The organism is Pelomonas sp. Root1444, assembly GCF_001426885.1.
Classification (GTDB): Bacteria; Pseudomonadota; Gammaproteobacteria; order Burkholderiales; family Burkholderiaceae_C; genus Pelomonas.
Genome location: NZ_LMFP01000028.1, coordinates 113089 through 132021, shown reverse-complemented (window position 1 = coordinate 132021; position 18933 = coordinate 113089). Strand labels below are relative to the sequence as shown.

General features: G+C 65.9%; 16 protein-coding genes. 14 read left to right on the top strand and 2 right to left on the bottom strand.

Annotated features, from left to right (window positions below; genetic code table 11):
- The 10 genes from ASD35_RS18515 (at position 1) to ASD35_RS18475 (ending at position 10274) form a co-directional block, all read left to right on the top strand.
- The gene (locus ASD35_RS18515) at positions 1–432 is read left to right on the top strand and encodes a nuclear transport factor 2 family protein (protein ID WP_056877419.1); all 432 of its coding nucleotides are present in this window, start codon (positions 1–3) and stop codon (positions 430–432) included.
- A 65-nt stretch (positions 433–497) separates the two neighbouring features.
- Entirely contained in the window at positions 498–1760 is a 1263-nt protein-coding gene (locus ASD35_RS18510) for an MFS transporter (RefSeq protein WP_056876445.1), read from the top strand.
- 27 nt (positions 1761–1787) lie between these two features.
- Positions 1788–3407, top strand: a complete 1620-nt coding sequence (locus ASD35_RS18505; RefSeq protein WP_056876444.1) for a FadR/GntR family transcriptional regulator — start codon at positions 1788–1790, stop codon at positions 3405–3407.
- Positions 3325–4824, top strand: a complete 1500-nt coding sequence (locus tag ASD35_RS18500) for an aldehyde dehydrogenase family protein (RefSeq protein WP_056876443.1) — start codon at positions 3325–3327, stop codon at positions 4822–4824. The genes ASD35_RS18505 and ASD35_RS18500 overlap by 83 nt, the downstream gene beginning before the upstream one ends.
- Before the next feature lie 15 nt (positions 4825–4839).
- Positions 4840–5442, top strand: a complete 603-nt coding sequence (locus tag ASD35_RS18495) for an NADPH-dependent FMN reductase (RefSeq protein ID WP_056876442.1) — start codon at positions 4840–4842, stop codon at positions 5440–5442.
- Between the two features lie 84 nt (positions 5443–5526).
- On the top strand, positions 5527–6336 hold the full coding sequence (locus ASD35_RS18490) for a hypothetical protein (protein ID WP_056876441.1): 810 nt from the start codon (positions 5527–5529) through the stop codon (positions 6334–6336).
- A gap of 49 nt (positions 6337–6385) precedes the next feature.
- Entirely contained in the window at positions 6386–7693 is a 1308-nt protein-coding gene (locus ASD35_RS18485; RefSeq protein ID WP_056876440.1) for an acyl-CoA dehydrogenase family protein, read from the top strand.
- Positions 7694–7727: 34 nt separating this feature from the next.
- On the top strand, positions 7728–8525 hold the full coding sequence (locus tag ASD35_RS18480; protein ID WP_056876439.1) for an SDR family NAD(P)-dependent oxidoreductase: 798 nt from the start codon (positions 7728–7730) through the stop codon (positions 8523–8525).
- A gap of 19 nt (positions 8526–8544) precedes the next feature.
- Entirely contained in the window at positions 8545–9372 is an 828-nt protein-coding gene (locus ASD35_RS26755) for a VOC family protein (protein ID WP_082580275.1), read from the top strand.
- 41 nt (positions 9373–9413) lie between these two features.
- Positions 9414–10274, top strand: coding sequence for a fumarylacetoacetate hydrolase family protein (locus tag ASD35_RS18475; protein ID WP_056876438.1), 861 nt, complete (start codon positions 9414–9416; stop codon positions 10272–10274).
- Positions 10275–10287: 13 nt separating this feature from the next.
- On the opposite strand, the gene ASD35_RS18470 is transcribed toward ASD35_RS18475, so the two are convergent.
- A complete protein-coding gene (locus ASD35_RS18470; RefSeq protein ID WP_056877418.1) occupies positions 10288–11478 on the bottom strand; it encodes an MFS transporter in 1191 nt (396 codons plus the stop codon).
- Between the two features lie 31 nt (positions 11479–11509).
- Complete coding sequence (locus ASD35_RS18465) at positions 11510–12211, bottom strand: GntR family transcriptional regulator (protein ID WP_235538394.1); 702 nt, start codon at positions 12209–12211, stop codon at positions 11510–11512.
- A gap of 68 nt (positions 12212–12279) precedes the next feature.
- Here ASD35_RS18465 and ASD35_RS18460 point away from each other — a divergent pair, with 68 nt between their 5' ends.
- From ASD35_RS18460 to ASD35_RS18445, 4 genes are read left to right on the top strand one after another with little or no spacing between them, the layout of a single operon-like run.
- Positions 12280–14028: a DUF1302 domain-containing protein gene (locus tag ASD35_RS18460; RefSeq protein WP_235538393.1), complete on the top strand. Its 1749-nt coding sequence runs from the start codon at positions 12280–12282 to the stop codon at positions 14026–14028.
- 14 nt (positions 14029–14042) lie between these two features.
- A complete protein-coding gene (locus ASD35_RS18455; RefSeq protein WP_056876435.1) occupies positions 14043–15404 on the top strand; it encodes a DUF1329 domain-containing protein in 1362 nt (453 codons plus the stop codon).
- On the top strand, positions 15401–16504 hold the full coding sequence (locus ASD35_RS18450; RefSeq protein ID WP_235538392.1) for a YCF48-related protein: 1104 nt from the start codon (positions 15401–15403) through the stop codon (positions 16502–16504). Before ASD35_RS18455 ends, ASD35_RS18450 begins: the two co-directional genes overlap by 4 nt.
- On the top strand, positions 16501–18930 hold the full coding sequence (locus ASD35_RS18445) for an RND family transporter (protein WP_082580274.1): 2430 nt from the start codon (positions 16501–16503) through the stop codon (positions 18928–18930). Before ASD35_RS18450 ends, ASD35_RS18445 begins: the two co-directional genes overlap by 4 nt.
- Positions 18931–18933: the final 3 nt, after the last annotated feature.

Sequence of the window (18933 nt, the reverse complement as noted above, 5' to 3'; positions counted from 1 at the left end):
ATGACTACCCCTGACCATCCCTTCCATCTGGCAGATGCGTCCAGCACCGCAGGCACGCAGCAGCAGGCCAACAAAGAGCTGGTGCTCAAGATGATGTCTCTGCTGGTGAACCCCGACACGGCAGAGCAGGTACGCCCGCTCTTGACCGAGAGCTATATCCAGCACAACCCGAACATCGCCTCGGGTGTCGATTCGATCATCGCTTTCACGCGAACGCCGGAGGCGGCACGTGCGCGCCAGAACATGCGCCCGGCATCCGCGCCGCCCGTGCTGATCGCCGAAGGTGACAAGGTGGTGATGATGCTCGTGCGTGAGTTGCCGGACCCGCAAGATCCTTCACGCACCTACAACTCGTACTGGTTTGATATGTGGCGCGTGGAGGACGGCAAGTTGGCCGAGCACTGGGACGGCGCCCTCAAGGAAACGCGCTGAAGCCAAAGGCGCCGCACTGCTGGAGCGGCGCCGAGCAGGAGACAAAGATGAGGAATTCGACCCGCATGCTCGCCGCACTGGGCAGTGGCGTTTGCATGGCGCTGGGGATGTCGGCGGTGTTCATGGGGTCGTTCCCCGTGTTCCTCGAGTCGGTCTCCGCTTCGATGGGATGGGGGCTGTCGGTATTTCCGCAGATCGTCCTGGTGGCCTCGGTGACCGGAGCGATTTGCAACCCCATCGCCGGCCGCTTCATCGACCGGGTCGACGTGCGCTGGCCGTTGCTCGCCGGCACGCTGAGCCTCGCCTTCGGCTTGTTCCTGCTCTCCACCATCGAAGCCCCGGGGCTGGTGTTCATAGGCGCGGGTGTGCTGATCGGCATGGGCGCTGCTCTGGGAGGCCCGCTGGCACACATCAAGGTCGTGTCCTCCTGGTTCGACCGGCGGCGCGGCATCGTGATGGGTCTCGTGCTCGCGATGTCGCCGATGCTGGCGCAGGCCGGCTTCGCCCCCTTGGTTCGCTGGCTCGTACAGGAATATGGCTGGCGCCAGTCCTACCGGTTGCTTGCGTTGGCCGTGTTGTTGATCGCGGGGGCGGCCGTGCTGGCGTTGGTTCGCACGCGACCGGCAGCTGCGCAGCCCCAAGAAGCCGTAGGCGGTCCCATGGCAGGCAGCGCTGGCTGGACCGCGCGGCAAGCGTTTCGTTCGCGAACCTTCTGGACATTGACCGTAGCTGAATGCCTCGTCGCCGGTGCGTTGATTGGGGCACAGGCTCACCTCGTGTCCTGGCAGCGTACCCGCGGAGTCAGCATTGACGTGTCGGCGTTGTTGCTGTCGGCTCAGGCGGTTGCAGGACTGGTGGGTTCGTTCGTCGTGGGCGCGATGCTCGACCGCCTTCGCTCTCGGTGGGCGACGGCCGGCATGTACCTCTTGCCTGCTGCTGCACTCCTCTTGATGGGGGTGGCCGACGGCCTGCCGATGCTGGTGACGGCCTCGGCCTTCATGGGCATGACGATGAGCGTGGTGGTGTTGCTCCTGCCCTATCTCGTCACACGGTTTTTCGGTCAGCGCGCGTCGGCCGAGATCCTCGGATTGGCGTTTGCTTGCAGCATGACGGCGATCGGGTGCGGACCATGGCTGATCGGCTTGGCTTTCGATGCCTCGGGTTCCTACAACGCTCCGATGATGGGTGCGGTCGCCGCCGCCGTGCTGGCTGCAGGTTTGATGGCCACGCTGAGCCCAAAGGCGTTCAAGGTCGTTCACGAGGCTGAAGCTCTGGACCCACTGCGTACCGGCCAGGGGCCGTTTGTTGCGCCGAAAGTCTTGTCCTGATCGGTTCCCTTGTCATTGGAATCTCACATGTCCAAGACCCCCCACAGTCCGCCAGTCTCGACCGACGAAGAACGCGAAGGCCTGTCCGTTCTCTACGCCAGCGTGGTGGGGGACGAAGCGGTCCGCACGAAGCTGCCGTTGACGGTGGCGCATGAACTTGAAGAACGCTTCATTCGAGAGGGCTGGCCCCACGGCCGGCTCTATGGCACCGAAGCCGAATTGGCGGCCTTTTACGGTGTCGGGCGCGACGTGATGCGTGAGACGGTGCGAGTCCTGGAGGTCAGGGAGACTGCCGTCATGCGCCGAGGCGCCCAAGGCGGGCTGGAACTGCGGGGACCCACGGCACTGCACGTGACCCGCATGCTGCAAGGCTTCTCGCATATCGCTGCGTTGCCTTGGTCAGACCTGCTGGACACATGGTGTGCGCTGCACGTGGCTGCCATGCGCCAACTGACCGAGTGCAGTGACATGTCGCTGCCGGTGCTGGATGTGGCGCCCGGAGAGAGCGCGGTCGCGGCGCTCCGACGCTTTGCTCAACGCCTGATGGCCTGCGCTGGCAACACCGTGTTGACGCGATTTGCCGAGCTGCTCGGGCCCATGCTGCCTCCGGTGATGAACTGCCGGCCGAGCGCCTGGTTTGAGCCATTGCTGCGTGCGGTGATTGCCGACCTTCGGCAAGGACGTGCGCTCGAAGCGGTTCGCCGGGCCGAACGGCTCTTTCGCGCTGTCGAGCGGCACAACCTGCAGGCCTTGAGGCGGCAACAGGGTGACCGTCCCGTCGACATGCCACTTCCCCCGGATGATCTGGCGCGTCACCCGCGCATGCCCGCATTGAGTGTCATGCGTGGGTTGATGGACAGCGTTGATTCTCGGGACTGGGCTCGTGGAGTGCCCATTGGCAACGAGCTTGACCTGTGCGAACGGTTCGGAGTCGACCGCAGCGTGATCCGCCAGGCCATCCGGATGATGGAAGACGCCGGCACCGCCGTGACGCTTCCTGGGCGCGGACATGGCCTCGTGACGCGCCGGCCCGGCACGGCCTCGATCAGCAGGTTGTTGTGCATCTTCCTCGTGTCGCAGCGGGTGCCAAAGGCCGACGTCGAATCGGCCTTCCGCCAGCTCTCCATCGAAGTGGCCGTGCTGGGTGCGGGCAAGGCCGTTCGGCGCGGTGATGCCGCGGCGGTGCGCGTGGTGGAGGAGCATCTGCAGCACCTGCTCAGCGGTCAACAAAGTGTTTCGGCGCTGCAGCCCATCGAGCGCCTGCAGGGCTGCCTGGCAGGCAATGACTTGCTTGTCGCCTGCCTGGATGGTGTCAAGGCCTTCCTATCCTGGGACATGGGTGAGCAACTCATGCTGCCCTATTGGGCGGTCGACCTGTATGTCGCCGCGACCCAAGCGGTGCTTGACGCGATTGCCGATGGCGAGAGGGCCGAGGCTGCCCGCCTCCAGTCTCAAAAGCTTGATGTCATGAAACGTTGTCGCGATCTGATCGGTTCGGCGTTTCCTTCGCAGCCCGCCGCTCCGGCTGGTGCGATTTTTTCTCACGAAGCAAAGGATAAATCCCATGGATCAGCTCAACCCCACGTTCGCAAAGCTCGACGCCTCGGGATTGTTGGCGGCCTCGACGTGGACGGACAAGACGTTTGACGGTGCCTGGCATGACGCCAGCAACGGACGCATAGAAGTCGCGGAGCCCGCGACCGGCACGTTGCTGGGCACGGTAGGCGCGAGCAGTCCGGCTGCGGTGCTGGCCGCCGTGCCAGTGGCACAGCAGGCCCAGCGCGCATGGGCGGCGACCTCCACGGACGAGCGTGCGGCGTTGCTGCGGCGTGCGGCGGCGTTGATGGAAGAACACCGTGACACCTTGGTGGAATGGATCATCCGCGAGACCGGTGGTTTGCCTGGCAAGGCGCAGACCGAGATGGCCGGCACCATCGGCGAGCTGTACCACTCGGCGGCGCTGCTCATCGAGCCGCAGGGCCACGTGCTGCCCTCGCACGATCCGGACCGCATGAGCCTGGCCCGCCGGGTGCCTCTCGGTGTGGTGGGCGTCATCACGCCGTGGAACTTCCCGCTGCTGCTGGGCATGCGCTCGGTGGCGCCGGCTCTGGCACTGGGCAATGCCGTCATCCTGAAGCCCGACCCGCAGACACCGATCACCGGCGGCGTCGTGCTCGCCCGGGTTTTCGAAGCGGCCGGTCTGCCCGCAGGCTTGCTGCAAGTGGTCAACGGCGCTGCGGACGTCGGTGAGGCGCTGGTCACCGCACCGGGCGTGCGGCTGATCACGTTCACCGGCTCTACCGCCGTGGGTCGCCGAGTCGGTGAGTTGGCGGGACGGCATCTGAAGAAGGTGTCGCTGGAACTGGGCGGCAAGAGCCCGTTCATCGTGCTCGACGACGCCGACATCGATGCTGCAGCCTCCGCCGGTGCGTGGGGCTCGTTCCTGCACCAGGGCCAGATCTGCATGGCTTCGGGCCGCCACATCGTCGTGCGCAGCGTGGTTGATGCCTACCTCGAGTCGTTGTCGCAACGTGCCGCCCGTTTGCCCGTTGGCGATCCCTTCCGTCAAGAGGTCGCGATCGGCCCGATCATCAACCGCAAGCAGATCGCCCGCGTGCACGAACTTGTCACGCAAACGGTGTCGGCCGGTGCGTCTCTGTTGGCCGGTGGCAACTTCGAAGGTCCGTACTACCGGCCCACCGTGCTGGCCAATGTGCGTCCCGGCATGCCGGCCTACGACCATGAGATCTTCGGTCCGGTCGCACCGGTGATCGTCGCGGATGACGAAGAGCATGCGATCGCACTGGCCAACGACACCGATTACGGCCTGTCCGGTGCGGTGTATACGGCTTCCCTCGATCGCGGCCTGCGCGTCGCTCGCGCGATCCGCTCGGGCATGGTGCACATCAACGACCAGACCATCTCCGACCTGCCTGGCATTCCGATGGGCGGCATGGGTGCGTCGGGCAACGGCTCGCGGTTTGGCAGCACCACCAACTGGGACGAGTTCACCGAATGGCAATGGATGACGCTGGGCACCAAACCTGCGCGTTACCCGTTCTGACGTACTGAGGTTCTCATGATTCCCCTGTTCGAAAGAGCAGGGCGGCGGCCTCTGGTCGTTGCCCTGGGCGGAAGCCTGCACGGCTCATCGTCAACGCAGAAGGCCTTGCAGCTTCTGCTGGACCAGGCGGCCGATGCCGGCTGCGACACCTGTTTGATCACCGGCCAAGCCTTGGACCTGCCGTTCTACACCTATGGCGCCGACAAGCGGACCGGGGCAGCACGCTACCTGGTGGAGCAACTACGCCGTGCCGATGGCCTGTATATCGGCTCACCGGTCTACCACGGCTCCATCTCCGGCGTGGTGAAGAACGCACTGGACTACGCGGAAGACCTGCGCGACGACGAGCGCGCCTATTTCAGCGGCCGCGCGGTTGGCTCGTTGACGACGGGTGGTGGTTGGCAGGGCTGCGTGGGCACGCTCGGAGCGCTGAGAGACGTGGTGCATGCGCTGCGAGGTTGGAACACACCGTTCGGCGTGCCGATCCACACCGGCGGCGAACCTGTATTCGATGCCGAAGGACGCTGCCTGAGCGAATCGATTCAGCGCCAGCTGACTCTTCTCGGTCAACAGGTGCTCGACAGCCTCGGCATTGCTGCCAAAGCGACGTCTAGTTAAGTCGGCGCCTGTTTCCTAGCATGGCTCCATAAGCGTTGGGCACGCAGGCGGCGCCGACACAACACCACGTTAGGAGACAGGATGATGGACGAACCGGCATTGCACCGGCTGGGTGAGCAGTACCTTCAGGCCTTGCGCCAGGGAGATCCCGAGTCGGTCCCATTGGCGCGCCACCATCGTGCCACCGAGAACCTCAAAGAGGTGCCCGTGGGTGCGGGGCTTTGGCGGGGTGCCCAGGCGTTCCTGGGCCTTCAGGCCTTTGCCGATGCGGTGCAGCGACAGTGGTGCTGCCTGGGCGTGGTGGTGATCGAGGGCCAGCGGCGCCCGTTTGCCCTGCGCCTGGGTTGTGGAGACGGCCAGGTGTGCGAAGCCGAGGCCGTGGTGGGCTCCGATCCGAAGGGCCACTTCGCCGACGTGGACCAACTGCTGCGCCCTGACGTGCTGTATGACGCACCGGTGCCGCCGGCGCGGAGTGTGGATCGCGCTGGCCTACAGCGCGCCGCCGACAGTTATTGGAGCGCGCTGCAGGAGAGCGATGGTTCGATGGCGCGCTTCGACTACCGCTGCGACCGCTACGACAACGGCAAGAAGATCACCAACAACCTTTCAACGCTGCTGTCGCCGGATGCAGCCGTGCACACCGTGGCCAGCTGCGTGAACGCCACGCGTGGCGCGCGACCGCTGGCGCGGGGACGAAGCTATCCGGTGCTCGACGTGGGTCGTGGCGTGGCCATCAGCCTGGTCACGGTGGACTTTCATCCGGTGCCCAACAGCCCCCGGCCGGACAACGGCTCCTTTTACATGATGGCCGCCTTCAAGGTGGTCGATGGGCACATCCGTCAGATCGACGAGATCCGGGAAATCTTGCCGCTGGGCGTCGCGCTGGCGTGGTGACGGGCCCCCTCGTTCTACAGCGTCACGCTCCTCAACTTCAGGAACATCAATGTCCACAGCTTCTCAAACCTCCATTCACGAGTCTCCTTACAGCACCCCGGCAGGACGGCGCATCCGCGATGCCGTGGCCGAGTTGGTGCCGTTGATCCGCAAGAACGCCCTGGAGGGTGAGCGACTGGGCTGCCTGCCGCCCGAGACGTTGCAGGCATTGCACGCGACCGGTCTTTTTCGCATCTCCGTGCCTCAAGAGTTCGGAGGCGAGGCGCTTGGCGCCCGCGACCTGGCGGAGATCGTCAGCACTGTTGCGCGCGGCGATGGCTCGGCCGGCTGGACCACGATGATCGCCAGTGGCTTCGCCCGCGTGATGCTGACGTTCCCGGACCAGGCGGTGGCCGAGGTCTACGGGCGCGCCCTCGAGTGGCCCGGCCCGGTGGTGGCCAGTGCGTCGCTGTTCTCCGACAAGATCCAGCGAGCCTGGCGCGTCGAAGGCGGCTACGTCGTTGCCAAGGGCAATCAGTGGGGGTTCGGCAGCGGCAGCAAGCATGCGGCCTTCCTCGTCGTCGGGGCCGAGGTCGAGTCGGCGGACGGCCAGGTCGAGCGGCTGATGGTGTTGCTGGAGAAGGGCCAGTACGAGATCGTCGACGACTGGCAGGTGATGGGGCTGAGCGGCTCGTCGAGCAACAGCATTCGGACGGTTGACGAGGTGTTCGTGCCCGAGCACCGGGTGGCGGCTCTGGCCGAATTCCCGAAGCGCCTGGATGGTTTGCACAAGCGATTCAAAGGCCCGGGCTATGCCCTGGTCGACGGGCGCGGGCTGATGCTCATCGTCGCGATGGACACGATGGCCATCACGTTGGGCATGGCGCAAGGCGCGTTCGATTGCTTCGTCGAGCAATCCCGCAACCGAAAGCCGTTCAACCTGCCCTACGACACCGTGGCTGCAACGCCGTCCGTGCAGGTCGTCGCCGGCAAGACCCGCGCCATGATCAATGCGGCGCAGGCGCTGATCTTTTCGCGCGCCGACTACATCGATCGCAAGGCCGCCGCGGGCGAAGCGTTCGGCGCGGCCGAGGAGGCCGAGATCATGATGGACCTCGTGCATGCCGGCAACGTCTGTGGCGCGGCGATCGACATGATCCAGATCGCGGTCGGCTCTGCGACGGTGAGCCTGAAGAATCCGATCCAGCGCTTTGCCCGCGACGTGCGCGTCGCGCTCACCCACGGTTCGACGCGTCTGGACCCGGCGGCCGAGATCAGCGGCCGGCAGCTCATGGGCCTGCCTCCCTTCTCGTCCGGCATGGCGGCCGTTCCCGGCGTCGACAAAGCCCACCAGAAGGCCGCCGCGATCGCGGCCTGAGCCTGTCCCTTCGGCTTCTTGCTTCATTACCTTCATGAACCTCGATCTTTCTCAACGTCGCGCCCTAGTCACCGGTAGCAGCTCGGGCATTGGCGAATGCATCGCGATGTCGTTGGCCAGCGCTGGCGCCCATGTCATCGTGCACGGCCGGGATGCCGTGCGCACCGCTCGCACGGCCGCCGCCATCCGCGCGCAGGGCGGCAAGGCCGACGAAGTGCTGGGCGACCTGAAGTTGCCCGGCCAAGCCGACGCCGTGGCCCAACAGGTGCTGGACCTGGGCGGCGTGGACATCCTCGTCAACAACGCCGGGGGACGTCACGGACCCTGGACGCGCGACGGTTGGTTCCATACCGACGAGCACACCTGGATCGAGACCTACAAGCAGAACGTTGTGGGCACCGCCACGTTGATTCGCAGGCTGGTGCCGGCGATGACCGAGCGCAGCTGGGGCCGCGTGATCCAGATCGCCAGTGCGGTGGCCTTGCATCAGCCGCCCCATTTCCCCGACTACCAGGCGGCCAAGGCTGCCGAGATCAACTTGTCGCGCAGCCTCTCGCGCAGCCTCGCAGGCACCGGCGTGACGGCCAATGCGATCAGCGCCGGGATCATCCACACGCCTGGATCCGACAACGAGCTGGTCAGCATTGCCGCGGAACTGAAGATGGACGGAGGGTGGCAAGCCCATGAGCGGCAGATCGCCGTCGACATCTTCCGTCAGAGCGTGCCGCGCGTAGGTCGCCCCATGGATATCGCTGCGGCAGCGACTTTCCTGGCGAGTCCCAGTGCCGACTTCATCACCGGCGTCAATCTGGTGATCGACGGCGGAATCTGACTGCTTCAGGGGCCCATAGATGTTGACGATAGGCGCCACGCTGGAACGTCTCGTTCTGGCCACCGGTCAGGCAGAGTGCATGTCCGCCTTTTACAGGGACGCTTTTGGCTACGAGATCAGTCGTGTCGGCAATGTGCACCGCTGCGAGGCCAGCCAAAGGTCGATCTGGTTGAAAGCAGGGCGGCCGAACCAATTGCTGGAGGCGCACTGGCAGTTTGTCGGAGCGGATGACTTCATTCGATTCACGGCGGATCTGGTACGCCGAGGCGTCGAATTCGTGCGGAGCAGCGATAAGCGGGGTGATTGCGTTGTACTGACGGACCCCACTGGCTGCCTTTTGCGATTTCGTTGCGGAGTTAGGCCCCATCCTCTCGATGTGTGCCAGCGACTTCCCGCACGGCTGCAGCATTACGCCGTTCGGTCTGCCCAGCCCGCGGACTTGGCGAACTTCTACATCCAGAAGCTGGGATTTGTTCCGTCGGATTGGGTTTATGACGACAAAGGGGATGTGAGCGCGGTATTTCTCAGAACCGATGTTGAGCACCACGCTCTGGCTGTGTTTCGGGCGCCCGCTACCTGTTTTGATCATTTCTCTTGCGAAACCTTGGACTGGAACAGCCTACGAGATTGGGCGGACCACATGAGCAAGGCGCGCCATGAGCTGGCTTGGGGTATTGGTCGCCATGGTCCTGGGAACGATACGTTTTTCATGGTGCGCGACCCTGATGGCAATCTGGCAGAGATTTCCTGCGACCTTGAAAAGTGCCCGGAAAACCGCGAGGCCGGACGTTGGTGCCATGAACCCCGCACCCTCAATCTCTGGGGTTCAGCCATCATGCGAAGTTAAGTCATTGCGGCCATTGATCAAGAGTTAAGGAACTTAGAAATATGAAACTCATTTCGTATTCCCGCAACGGGATTGCCTCATGCGGTCTTTGGGTGAGGGACGGAGTCATCGACTTGCCGCGCCGCCTGGGCGTCCGTGCACAGGACCTGAAAACTCTGTTGGCCAACGACTTGCTCGAGCAGGCGGCGAAATACTGCGACGAGGCGCCTGACTTTGCACTGGCGGATGTTCGGTTGGAGCCCGTGATACCCAATCCGCGAAACATACTTTGCGTGGGCCTCAACTACGAAGACCATCGTGTCGAGACCAAGAGGCCGAAGGTCGACCACCCAACGATATTCATGCGCGTGGCCGAGTCCTTGCAGGCGCACGGCGCTGCTCTGCTGATCCCGCAGGAGTCAGACCAGTTCGACTATGAGGGCGAACTCGCAGTCATCATCGGCAAAGAGGGGCGGCGCATTCCGGAATCGCATGCGTGGAACCATGTGGCCGGCGTGTCTTGTTTCAACGAAGGAACGGTGCGCGACTGGCAATACCACACACATCAGTTCGGGCCGGGCAAGAATTTTCCGAGAACGGGCGCCTTTGGGCCGGCGCTAATCACGCTGGATGAATTGCCGGATGATCGGGTGCTGACGCTGGAGACCCGAGTGAATGGCGAAGTAAGACAGGCTGCCACAACTTCGCAGATGCTTTTTTTCATCCCCAAATTGATCGAGTACTGCTCGACCTTCATGACGCTGTATCCTGGTGACGTCATTGTTTCGGGCACGCCAGGTGGCGTCGGTGCAAAGCGTCAACCCCCGAGCTGGTTGAGCAATGGCGATGTCGTGGAAGTCGAGATTGGGAATGTCGGTACGCTGAGGAACGTCTGCCAGAAAGAGCTGCGCAACGACGTGTGAGGTTCGCCGATGTCTAGGAACTGCTCACACCGGGAGTCTCGTTAGGGGCAAGTTCCAGGTCACCAGAGCGCGGCACGCGCGTCAGGCACCAGAAACAGACCAGGGCCAGGACGTCGAACGCGGCGCCTGCAAGACCAAGCGCCTCGTAGCCTGACAGCTTCGCCAACGTGCCACCAAGCACCGGGCCGATGGCCGAGCCGATCATCACCATCGCTGGCGTGGCGGCAACCACTCGGCCCGTGACGTCCATCCGGGCAAGCGTGCCAAAGGCGAAAGTGTGGGTGAACAACATCACTGCTACGAACACCGAAGCAGCGACGGCGAACGGCGCCACTGCGTGGCTGAGGGCGATCATGAGCGCCAGAACGCCCTGAATCGCGGGCCCGGCGCAGAGCACGATCGTTGCATTGAGTCGACGCTCCAAGAAAGCTGCCAGGCCACTTGGAAACATGTTCACAAAGCCGATGGCGACCAGCAGCGCAGTCAGCGTGGCGGTGCCGAATCCTCGGTCCGAGCCCATGCGCTCAAGGAAGCTATACACCATCGCCTGCACGAGTGCCATGGCCCCGATGCCGGCAATGCCGAACCACACGCGCGACGGCAGCTTCGCTCCCGATTCACGAAACGATCGTGACGCCTGCGTCTCGGCATCGGCCACCGGGAAGCGCCAGGCCGCAAGCAGCGCTGCAATCGCCATCGCCACCCCCAATGCGTAGAAGAGCGCCGCCCCACCGAAGCGCACCATCAGCTGGGGCGCGGCGCCGAGCAGCAGCACCGCGAAGACGCCGAGTGCCATGCCGGCCATGCCGAACAGGCGATGTGGATTCGCGCTGCGACCGATGGTGCCGTGCGTGAAAGACAGCCCGGCGCCGGCGGCGACCCCACCGACCGCATGCAGCAACGCGAGCAGCTCGAAGCGTCGCAATGTTGCCGATGCAAAGAAGCACGCCGAAGCAACGGCGAATCCGACCGTGGCGGCCAGGCGCCCGTCGATCCGATTGAACCGCGGCGCCAAAAGCAAGCTCGCCATGACGGCACCGAGCAGGAACAGCGTCACCAGGCCGCCTGCCTGCTGAGGGTCGAGCAAATAGGTGGCGACCAAGGTCCCCACCCAAAGCGGCAGCGCCACCATGTCCACCATGCCGGCGCAGTGGCTGGTCATCAGCACGAGCCGGCCGATGCCGCTCTTCGTTGTCGTTCGCATTGTTGTCTCCATGGGTGCAGGACGGCGCGGGCTACTCGTCCCCGACGAGGCCTCCGGCCAGAATGATCTCGGTCGTCTCGTTGAAGTGGGCACGGAGCAGTTGGCATGCGAGGCCCGCGTTGCGCGACATCGCAGCGTCCATCAGGCTTTGGTGCTCGGCGGCCACGTCGCGCCCGCGTTCGCGTGTCGTCTGCTTGGCGAGGTTGCGGTAGCGCTCCGACTTGTCATACAGCAGCGTGCACAGCCGCAGGGTCCACGGCGACGAGCATCCACCGACGAGCGTCTCGTGGAAGGCACGGTGTACCGTCGACCATTGGGTGGCCAGTTCGGGCGAGGTCGGTGCCGGTGCGCGCGACAGCCTGTGGAAGGCGCTCAGCAGGCGCGACTCCCACTCGATGTCGCCGTGTTCGATGGCCAGCTGCAGGGCCATCTGCTCGATGCGCACGCGGGTTTCGGTCAGGTCGAGCAAGTCGGCTCGAGAGACCGATGTCACGCTGAAGCCACGCTGGTCTGCACAGGCGACCAGCCCTTCGGGCACCAGACGCGACAGCGCCTCGCGGATCGCTGTGGCGCCGACCTGATAGCGCTCGCTCAGCGCCTGGATGGGCAGCCGTTCACGGGGCAGCAACTCGCCGCCGAGGATGTCGGACCGAAGCCGCTCGAAGGCGATTGAAGTGAGGCTGCGCGCAGACGCGGCAATCGGCTGAAGTTCCATGGGGTGATCGACAAGCAAGGCCGCGATTTGGCCGGATCTGCCCGCCGCGCACATCGTTCATTTGGACCAGTCGATTCCACCGTGGTTTGTCGACGATCCGATACCTAGCATGCGCCGCAATCGATTCGTCGATTTTCCTCAGCACCGTCGAAACAAGATCGCATGGAGACAGCCCAATGAAGAAGAGGACCACAACGGTTGCCGCCGCGTGCGCCGTGTTGCTTGGCGCGCCGCAGGCGCATGCCGGCGAAATCGACGTCGGAAATCCCGACGTCGCGCTGCGTTGGGACAACACCGTGAAGCTCAGCGCCGCCGCACGACTCAAGCACGCCGACCCTGTGCTGCTGACGAATCCGAACAACGACGACGGCGATCGCAACTTTGACAAAGGGCTGATCTCCAAGCGGCTCGACTGGCTCACCGAGACCGACGTGGTGTGGCGCAAGCAATGGGGTGCACGCCTCAGTGCCGCCGCCTGGTACGACAGCGCCTACAACACCGCCAACGACAACCCCGGATTCCCCGGCGGGGCGTTCCCGAACCAAGTCTCGGTGCCGGCCAACGAGTTCACCGACGCCACCCGCAAGCTGCATGGGCGCAAGGCCGAGGTGCTCGATGTCTTCGTGTTCGGCCGCTTCGAAATCGGTGACATGAACGCCAGCGTGCGGGCCGGCCGCCACTCGCTGCTGTGGGGCGAGAGCCTGTTCTTCGGTGCCAACGGCATCGCGGGCGGTCAGATGCCGGTCGATGCGGTAAAGCTGGTTTCGGTGCCGGGCACGCAGTTCAAGGAGGCGATCCGGCCGGTGCCGATGGTCTCGGCGCAGCTACAGGTCAATGATCGCGTCAGCCTGGGCGCGTATGTCCAGACCTCATGGGCCGCCAACCGCGTGCCGGCGGTCGGCAGCTACTTTTCGAGTGCCGACTTGGCGATCGAAGGTGCTGAGCGCATCCTCACCGGCCCGGCATCCGCCGCGCCCCGTGAGGCCGATCAGCGCCCCAGGAACTCGGGCCAAGGTGGCCTGCAGCTGCGCCTGCGCGGCGAGGAAACCGACTTCGGCTTCTACGCCATCCGCTTTCATAACAAGACCGCGCAGCTCGTGCCGCGCATCGTGTTGCTGACCCCGCCTGCCGTGCCGGTGCCAACCGCCGTGCCGGGGGCCTACTACCTCGCCTACCACCAGGGCATCACGGCACTTGGCGCGAGCGCCAGCCGCACCTTCGGCGACTTCAACGTGGCCGTCGAGGCATCGCTTCGCCACAACCAGGACCTGGCGAGCACCCAGGGAGCCGACACCAGCAGCTTCACGCCGGTGCCGGCGACGAACAACACGGACAACCCGGGGTATGCCGTCGGCCGCACCGCGCATGTCAACCTGTCGACGCTCGCCACGCTGCCGAAGACGCCGCTGTGGCGCGAGGCGACGCTGGTGGCCGAAGTCGCATGGAACCGTGTGCTCAAGGTGACGAAGAACGCCGCCGCGCTCGACCCGAACGGCACGCGCGACGGCACGGCGTTGCGCCTCGTGCTGGAACCCATGTACCGCGGCGTGCTGCCGGGCATCGATCTGGGTGTGCCCATCGGGTTGGGTTGGGCCCCGAAGGGCTCGAGGCCCTTGGCCATGACCAATCCGAACATGTGGGTGGCCGATGGCGGCGGCGACTTCACGATCGGCATCAACGGCAGCTGGCGCGACAGCCTGCGCTTCAGCCTCGGTTTCACGCACTTCTTCGGTGACGGCGCCAATTTCAACGACGCCGCCACCAACGCCTTCACGTGGAAGCAGGCGCTGCGCGACCGTGACTTTGTTGCCGCCTCGCTGCGCTATTCCTTCTGACCCGGAGCCGAACCATGATCCCGATGAACCTGCATCCCATGGCCGCTGCACTGGTGGTCGCACTGATGGCCGCGCCGGCAATGGCCGGTGTTACTGCCGAAGAAGCTGCCCAGCTGAAGAGCACGCTTACGCCGATGGGCGCCGAGCGCGCCGGCAACAAGGACGGCACGATTCCCGCATGGACCGGCGCCGCGACTGCGAAGTCAGGTATCACCTCAGACGGCCGCCGACAGGATCCCTTCACCGACGAGAAGCCGCTGTTCTCGATCGACGCCAAATCGATGGCGCAGCACGCGGCGCGCCTGACCGATGGCACCAAGGCCATGATGCAGAAGTACCCCGACTTCCGCATCGACGTCTACAAGACCCATCGCACGGCCATCGCGCCGCAGGCCGTCTACGACGCGACGGCCAGGAACGCGATCTCGGCGAGCCTGATCGACGGCGAGGCCGGCCCCCAGCCCAAGGGCGCCATCGGCGGCGTGCCGTTTCCACTACCCAAGAGCGGCGCCGAGGTGATGTGGAACCACAAGCTCGCCTGGCGCGGCACGGCCTGGCACTGGGAGTTCCGCGGCTACCAGCTGTCCGCCGATGGGCGCTGGGTGCTGGCCGGCGACAGTGCCAACGACACCACCATGCCCTACTACGCGAAGGATGCGTCGGCCGAAAAATTCGCCGGTGAATACTGGATGGTCCGCTCGCTGACGCGCGGCCCCGCCATCCGCGCGGGCGAGGCCATCACCGGACGACTCAACCTCGACGAGAGCAAGACTTCATCGTGGGTGTACCTCACCGGCCAGCGGCGCGTGCGCAAGCTGCCCAACGCCTGCTGCGACACACCGACACCCTTCTCCGCCGGCATCACGAGCTTCGACGAAGTCGAAGTGTTCGCCACGCGGCTGGACCGCTTCGACTGGAAGCTGGTGGGCAAGAAGGAAGTCTTCATCCCCTACAACAGCAACCGCACCCACACCCCGGCCAAGGACGCCGACGTGCTGGGATCGCGCTTCCTGAGTCCCGACCATGTGCGCTGGGAGCTGCATCGCGTCTGGGTGGTCGAGGCGACGCTCAAGCCGGGTCAGCGCCACACCTCGCCCAGGAGCCGCTACTACATCGACGAGGACTCGTGGCAGGCCGTGCTCGCCGAGCGCTACGACGCCAACGGACAGGTGGCCCGCGTGCCCTTCGGTCTGCCCACCGTCATGAGCGACGTGCCGGCCACGGCCATCGTCACCTGGGGGGTCTACGACCTGACTTCCGGCGCCTCGTACATCAACGGCCTGCTCAACGAGCGCCGCACACCGTACAAGCCGATGCCTCCGTACAAGGACGTGGTCTTCACACCCGACGCCATGGCCGGCGAAGGCGTGCGTTGAGCGTCACCCGATCCGTGCAGCACATGTATTCGAAAGTGCTTGGGCCGACGCGCCGTGGCGTGCTGGCGCTCGGGGCAGCCGCGCTGGTGCCGGCGCAGGCCGCGGAGGCGGGCCGTTTCGGCGCCATCGCGCGTGCCGCGCGCAGCGTGGTCCGGCCCGAACGGGCCGTGCTGCTGGCCGGCGCGCTGGCTGGCGAACGCGTGGTCGCCGTTGGCGAGCGTGGCGTGGTCGCGTTGTCCGACGATGGCGCCGGCCGCTGGCGGCAGGCGCGCAGCGTGCCGGTCAGCGTCACGCTCACCGCAGTTCGGTTTGCGGACGCCGCCCACGGCTGGGCGGTGGGTCACGGGGGCGTCATCCTGGCGACGCGCGACGGCGGCGAGCATTGGGTGCTGCAGGCCGACGGCGCACGACTGGCTCAGGTAGCGGCACACGCCGCCACGACGCTGGCCGATGACCCGCGCGGTGCCCTGCTGGCCAAGGAGGCCGGGCAACTGGTCAAGGACGGTCCGGACAAGCCCTTGCTGGACCTGCACGTCGTCGATGCCCGCCGTGTGGCCGTGGTCGGCGCCTACGGCCTTTTCTTCGAGACGCTCGACGGCGGCGCCAGCTGGACGGCGGCACTGGACCGGCTGGACAACCCGAAGGGCCAGCACCTGTACGCCATCGCCGTGCGCGGATCCACCTGGCTGCTCGCCGGCGAACAGGGACTGCTGCTGCGCTCCACCGACGACGGGCGCCGTTTCTCGCGCATCGCCTCGCCCTACAACGGCACTTGGCTGGCGGCGTGTGCCACGCGCGACGGCGAGTGGGTGATCGCCGGCCTGCGTGGCCACGCCTGGCGCTCGATCGACGACGGGCAGCGCTGGACTCGGCTCGAGGGCGCGCCACCGGCCAGCCTGGTCAGCGCCGGCGCGCTGCCCGAAGGGGGAGTGCTATTGGCCAACCAGGCGGGACAAGTGTTCGTCTGGCGCGCAGGCAGCTCGCTCACGGCGCTGCCCGGGCCGGCTCTGCCGCCGCTTTCTCAAGCGCTGGCACTGCCCGCCGGGGGGCGGCTCGCGCTCGGCTTTGGCGGCGCCACACGACTGGGCAACCACGCATGAGCGCCACCACGACCGCCTCCGCGCCCGGCCGCGTCGATTCAGCGCGCTTCGATCCGCGCTCGGGTTCGTTCGTCGAACGCGCTCTCTTCAATCACCGCGCCCTGGTGGTCGCGCTGTGCTTGCTCGCCACCCTGCTGCTCGGCTGGCAGGCGACCCGGCTGCAGCTGTCGGCGAGCTTCGAGAAGACCATCCCCGGCTCGCACCCGTTCATCGTGAACTTCGTGGCTCACCAGAACGAGTTGAAGGGCCTGGGCAACGCCGTGCGCATCGCGGTGACCAATCCCACCGGCACCATCTACGACGCCAGGTACCAGGACACGCTGCGCCGGCTCAACGACGAGGTGTTCCTGATGCCCGGCGTCGACCGCACGGGCCTCAAGAGCCTGTGGACGCCCAACACGCGCTGGTCGGGCGTCACCGAGGAAGGACTCGAAGGCGGTCCGGTCATCCCGGACGGCTGGCAGGGCCGCCCCGATGATCTCCAGCGTCTGGCCAACAACATCGCCCGTTCGGGCGAGATCGGCCAGCTCGTCGCGCTCGACGCGAGGTCCTCCATCGTCTTCGTCCCGCTGCTGTCGCGCGATGCCGAGGGCAAGCCGGTGAGCCTCACGGACTTCGCCCGGCAACTGGAGACGCTGCGCACCAAATACGAGGCCCAGGGCGTCGCGATCCACATCACAGGCTTCGCCAAGCTGGTGGGTGACCTGATCGAGGGTGTGCGGGCGGTGCTGGGCTTCTTCGCCCTCGCAGTGGCGATTGCCGCGGCCATGGTCTACGCCTATACCCGCTGCGCCCGATCGACCCTGCTGGTCGTGGCCGCGTCGCTGGTCGCAGTGGTGTGGCAGCTCGGCCTGCTGCCCACGCTCGGCTACGCGCTCGACCCGTACTCGATGCTGGTGCCCTTCCTCGTGTTCGCCATTGGCATGAGCCATGGCGCGCAGAAGATGAACGGCATCATGCAGGACATCGGCCGCGGACTGCCCCGGCTGGTCGCCGCGCGCTACACATTCCGCCGCCTGTTCCTGGCCGGCTTGACGGCCCTGCTGGCAGACGCGGTCGGCTTCGCGGTGCTGCTGGTGATCGACATCCAGGCGATCCGCGAACTGGCCATCGCCGCCTCCATCGGCGTCGGCGTGCTGATCTTCACCAACCTGATCCTGCTGCCGATCCTGCTCAGCTACGTCGGCGTGGATCCGGCGGCCGCGCGACGCAGCCTGCGCGACGAGCTGGCGGACGAGCGCGGCGACGCGCGTCATCCGCTGTGGGCCTTCCTCGGCCGCTTCACGCAGCCGCGCTGGGCCACGGCGGCTGTCGTCGTCGGTGCACTGCTGCTGGCCGGCGGCATCGTGGCGAGCACCCGGCTGGCCATTGGCGACCTGGATCCCGGCGCGCCCGAACTGCGGGCCGACAGCCGCTACAACCGGGACGTCGCCTTCATGAACGCCGGCTACGGCGCGTCCAGCGACGTGCTGGCGGTGATGGTGCGCACGCCCGACGGCCAGTGCGCCAAGCTGTCCACCGTGCAGCAGGTGGATGAGCTGGAATGGGAGCTGCGGCAGCTCGACGGCGTGGAGAGCACGAACACGCTGGCGCTGCTGAACCGCCGGGTCGCCACCGGTCTGAACGACGGCAGCGCGAAGTGGTACGAGATGCTGCCCAGCCAGGACATGGTCAACACCGTGACGGCCAATGCGCCCCGCGGCCTGTACAACGACGCCTGCAGCCTGCTGACGCTCTATGTCTACCTGCGCGACCACAAGGCCTCGACGCTGGCGCGCGTCGTCGAGCACGTGCAGGCCTTCGCAACCCGGCACGATGGGCCGGACGCGCAGTTCCTGCTGGCCGCCGGTTCGGCGGGCATCGAAGCCGCGACCAACATCGTCGTCCACGACGCCTGGCGCACGATGCTCTGGTTGGTCTACGGCGCCGTGGTGTTGCTGTCCTTCGTGACGTTCCGCTCGTGGCGGGCCGTTCTCGTGGCCGTGCTGCCGCTGGTCGTCACCTCATTTCTCGCTGAGGCGCTGATGGTGGCGCTGGGCATGGGCGTCAAGGTCGCGACCCTGCCGGTGATCGCGCTGGGTGTGGGCATCGGCGTCGACTATGCGCTCTACATCCTGTCCATCGTGCTGGCAGAACTGCGCCAGGGTCGCAGCCTTGCGCAGAGCTACCACCGGGCGTTGCTGTTCACCGGCAAGGTCGTGATGCTGACCGGCGTGACGCTGGCCGCCGGCGTCATCACCTGGGTCGCGAGCCCGATCAAGTTCCAGGCCGACATGGGCGTGCTGCTCGCCTTCATGTTCCTGTGGAACATGTTGGGCGCCCTGGTGCTGCTGCCTGCGCTCGCCTGTTTCCTGCTGACGCCTTCCCGGCAGGCCGGTCGCGCTGCCGCAAGCCATCTCGCGGCCGATGGCCGTGTCCACCGCTGAATC

Coding starts and splice junctions, on each gene's coding strand:
- ASD35_RS18515 (WP_056877419.1), top strand. CDS start 1: ATGACTACCCCTGACCATCCCTTCCATCTGGCAGATGCGTCCAGCACC.
- ASD35_RS18510 (WP_056876445.1), top strand. CDS start 498: ATGCTCGCCGCACTGGGCAGTGGCGTTTGCATGGCGCTGGGGATGTCG.
- ASD35_RS18505 (WP_056876444.1), top strand. CDS start 1,788: ATGTCCAAGACCCCCCACAGTCCGCCAGTCTCGACCGACGAAGAACGC.
- ASD35_RS18500 (WP_056876443.1), top strand. CDS start 3,325: ATGGATCAGCTCAACCCCACGTTCGCAAAGCTCGACGCCTCGGGATTG.
- ASD35_RS18495 (WP_056876442.1), top strand. CDS start 4,840: ATGATTCCCCTGTTCGAAAGAGCAGGGCGGCGGCCTCTGGTCGTTGCC.
- ASD35_RS18490 (WP_056876441.1), top strand. CDS start 5,527: ATGGACGAACCGGCATTGCACCGGCTGGGTGAGCAGTACCTTCAGGCC.
- ASD35_RS18485 (WP_056876440.1), top strand. CDS start 6,386: ATGTCCACAGCTTCTCAAACCTCCATTCACGAGTCTCCTTACAGCACC.
- ASD35_RS18480 (WP_056876439.1), top strand. CDS start 7,728: ATGAACCTCGATCTTTCTCAACGTCGCGCCCTAGTCACCGGTAGCAGC.
- ASD35_RS26755 (WP_082580275.1), top strand. CDS start 8,545: ATGTTGACGATAGGCGCCACGCTGGAACGTCTCGTTCTGGCCACCGGT.
- ASD35_RS18475 (WP_056876438.1), top strand. CDS start 9,414: ATGAAACTCATTTCGTATTCCCGCAACGGGATTGCCTCATGCGGTCTT.
- ASD35_RS18470 (WP_056877418.1), bottom strand. CDS start 11,478: ATGCGAACGACAACGAAGAGCGGCATCGGCCGGCTCGTGCTGATGACC.
- ASD35_RS18455 (WP_056876435.1), top strand. CDS start 14,043: ATGATCCCGATGAACCTGCATCCCATGGCCGCTGCACTGGTGGTCGCA.
- ASD35_RS18445 (WP_082580274.1), top strand. CDS start 16,501: ATGAGCGCCACCACGACCGCCTCCGCGCCCGGCCGCGTCGATTCAGCG.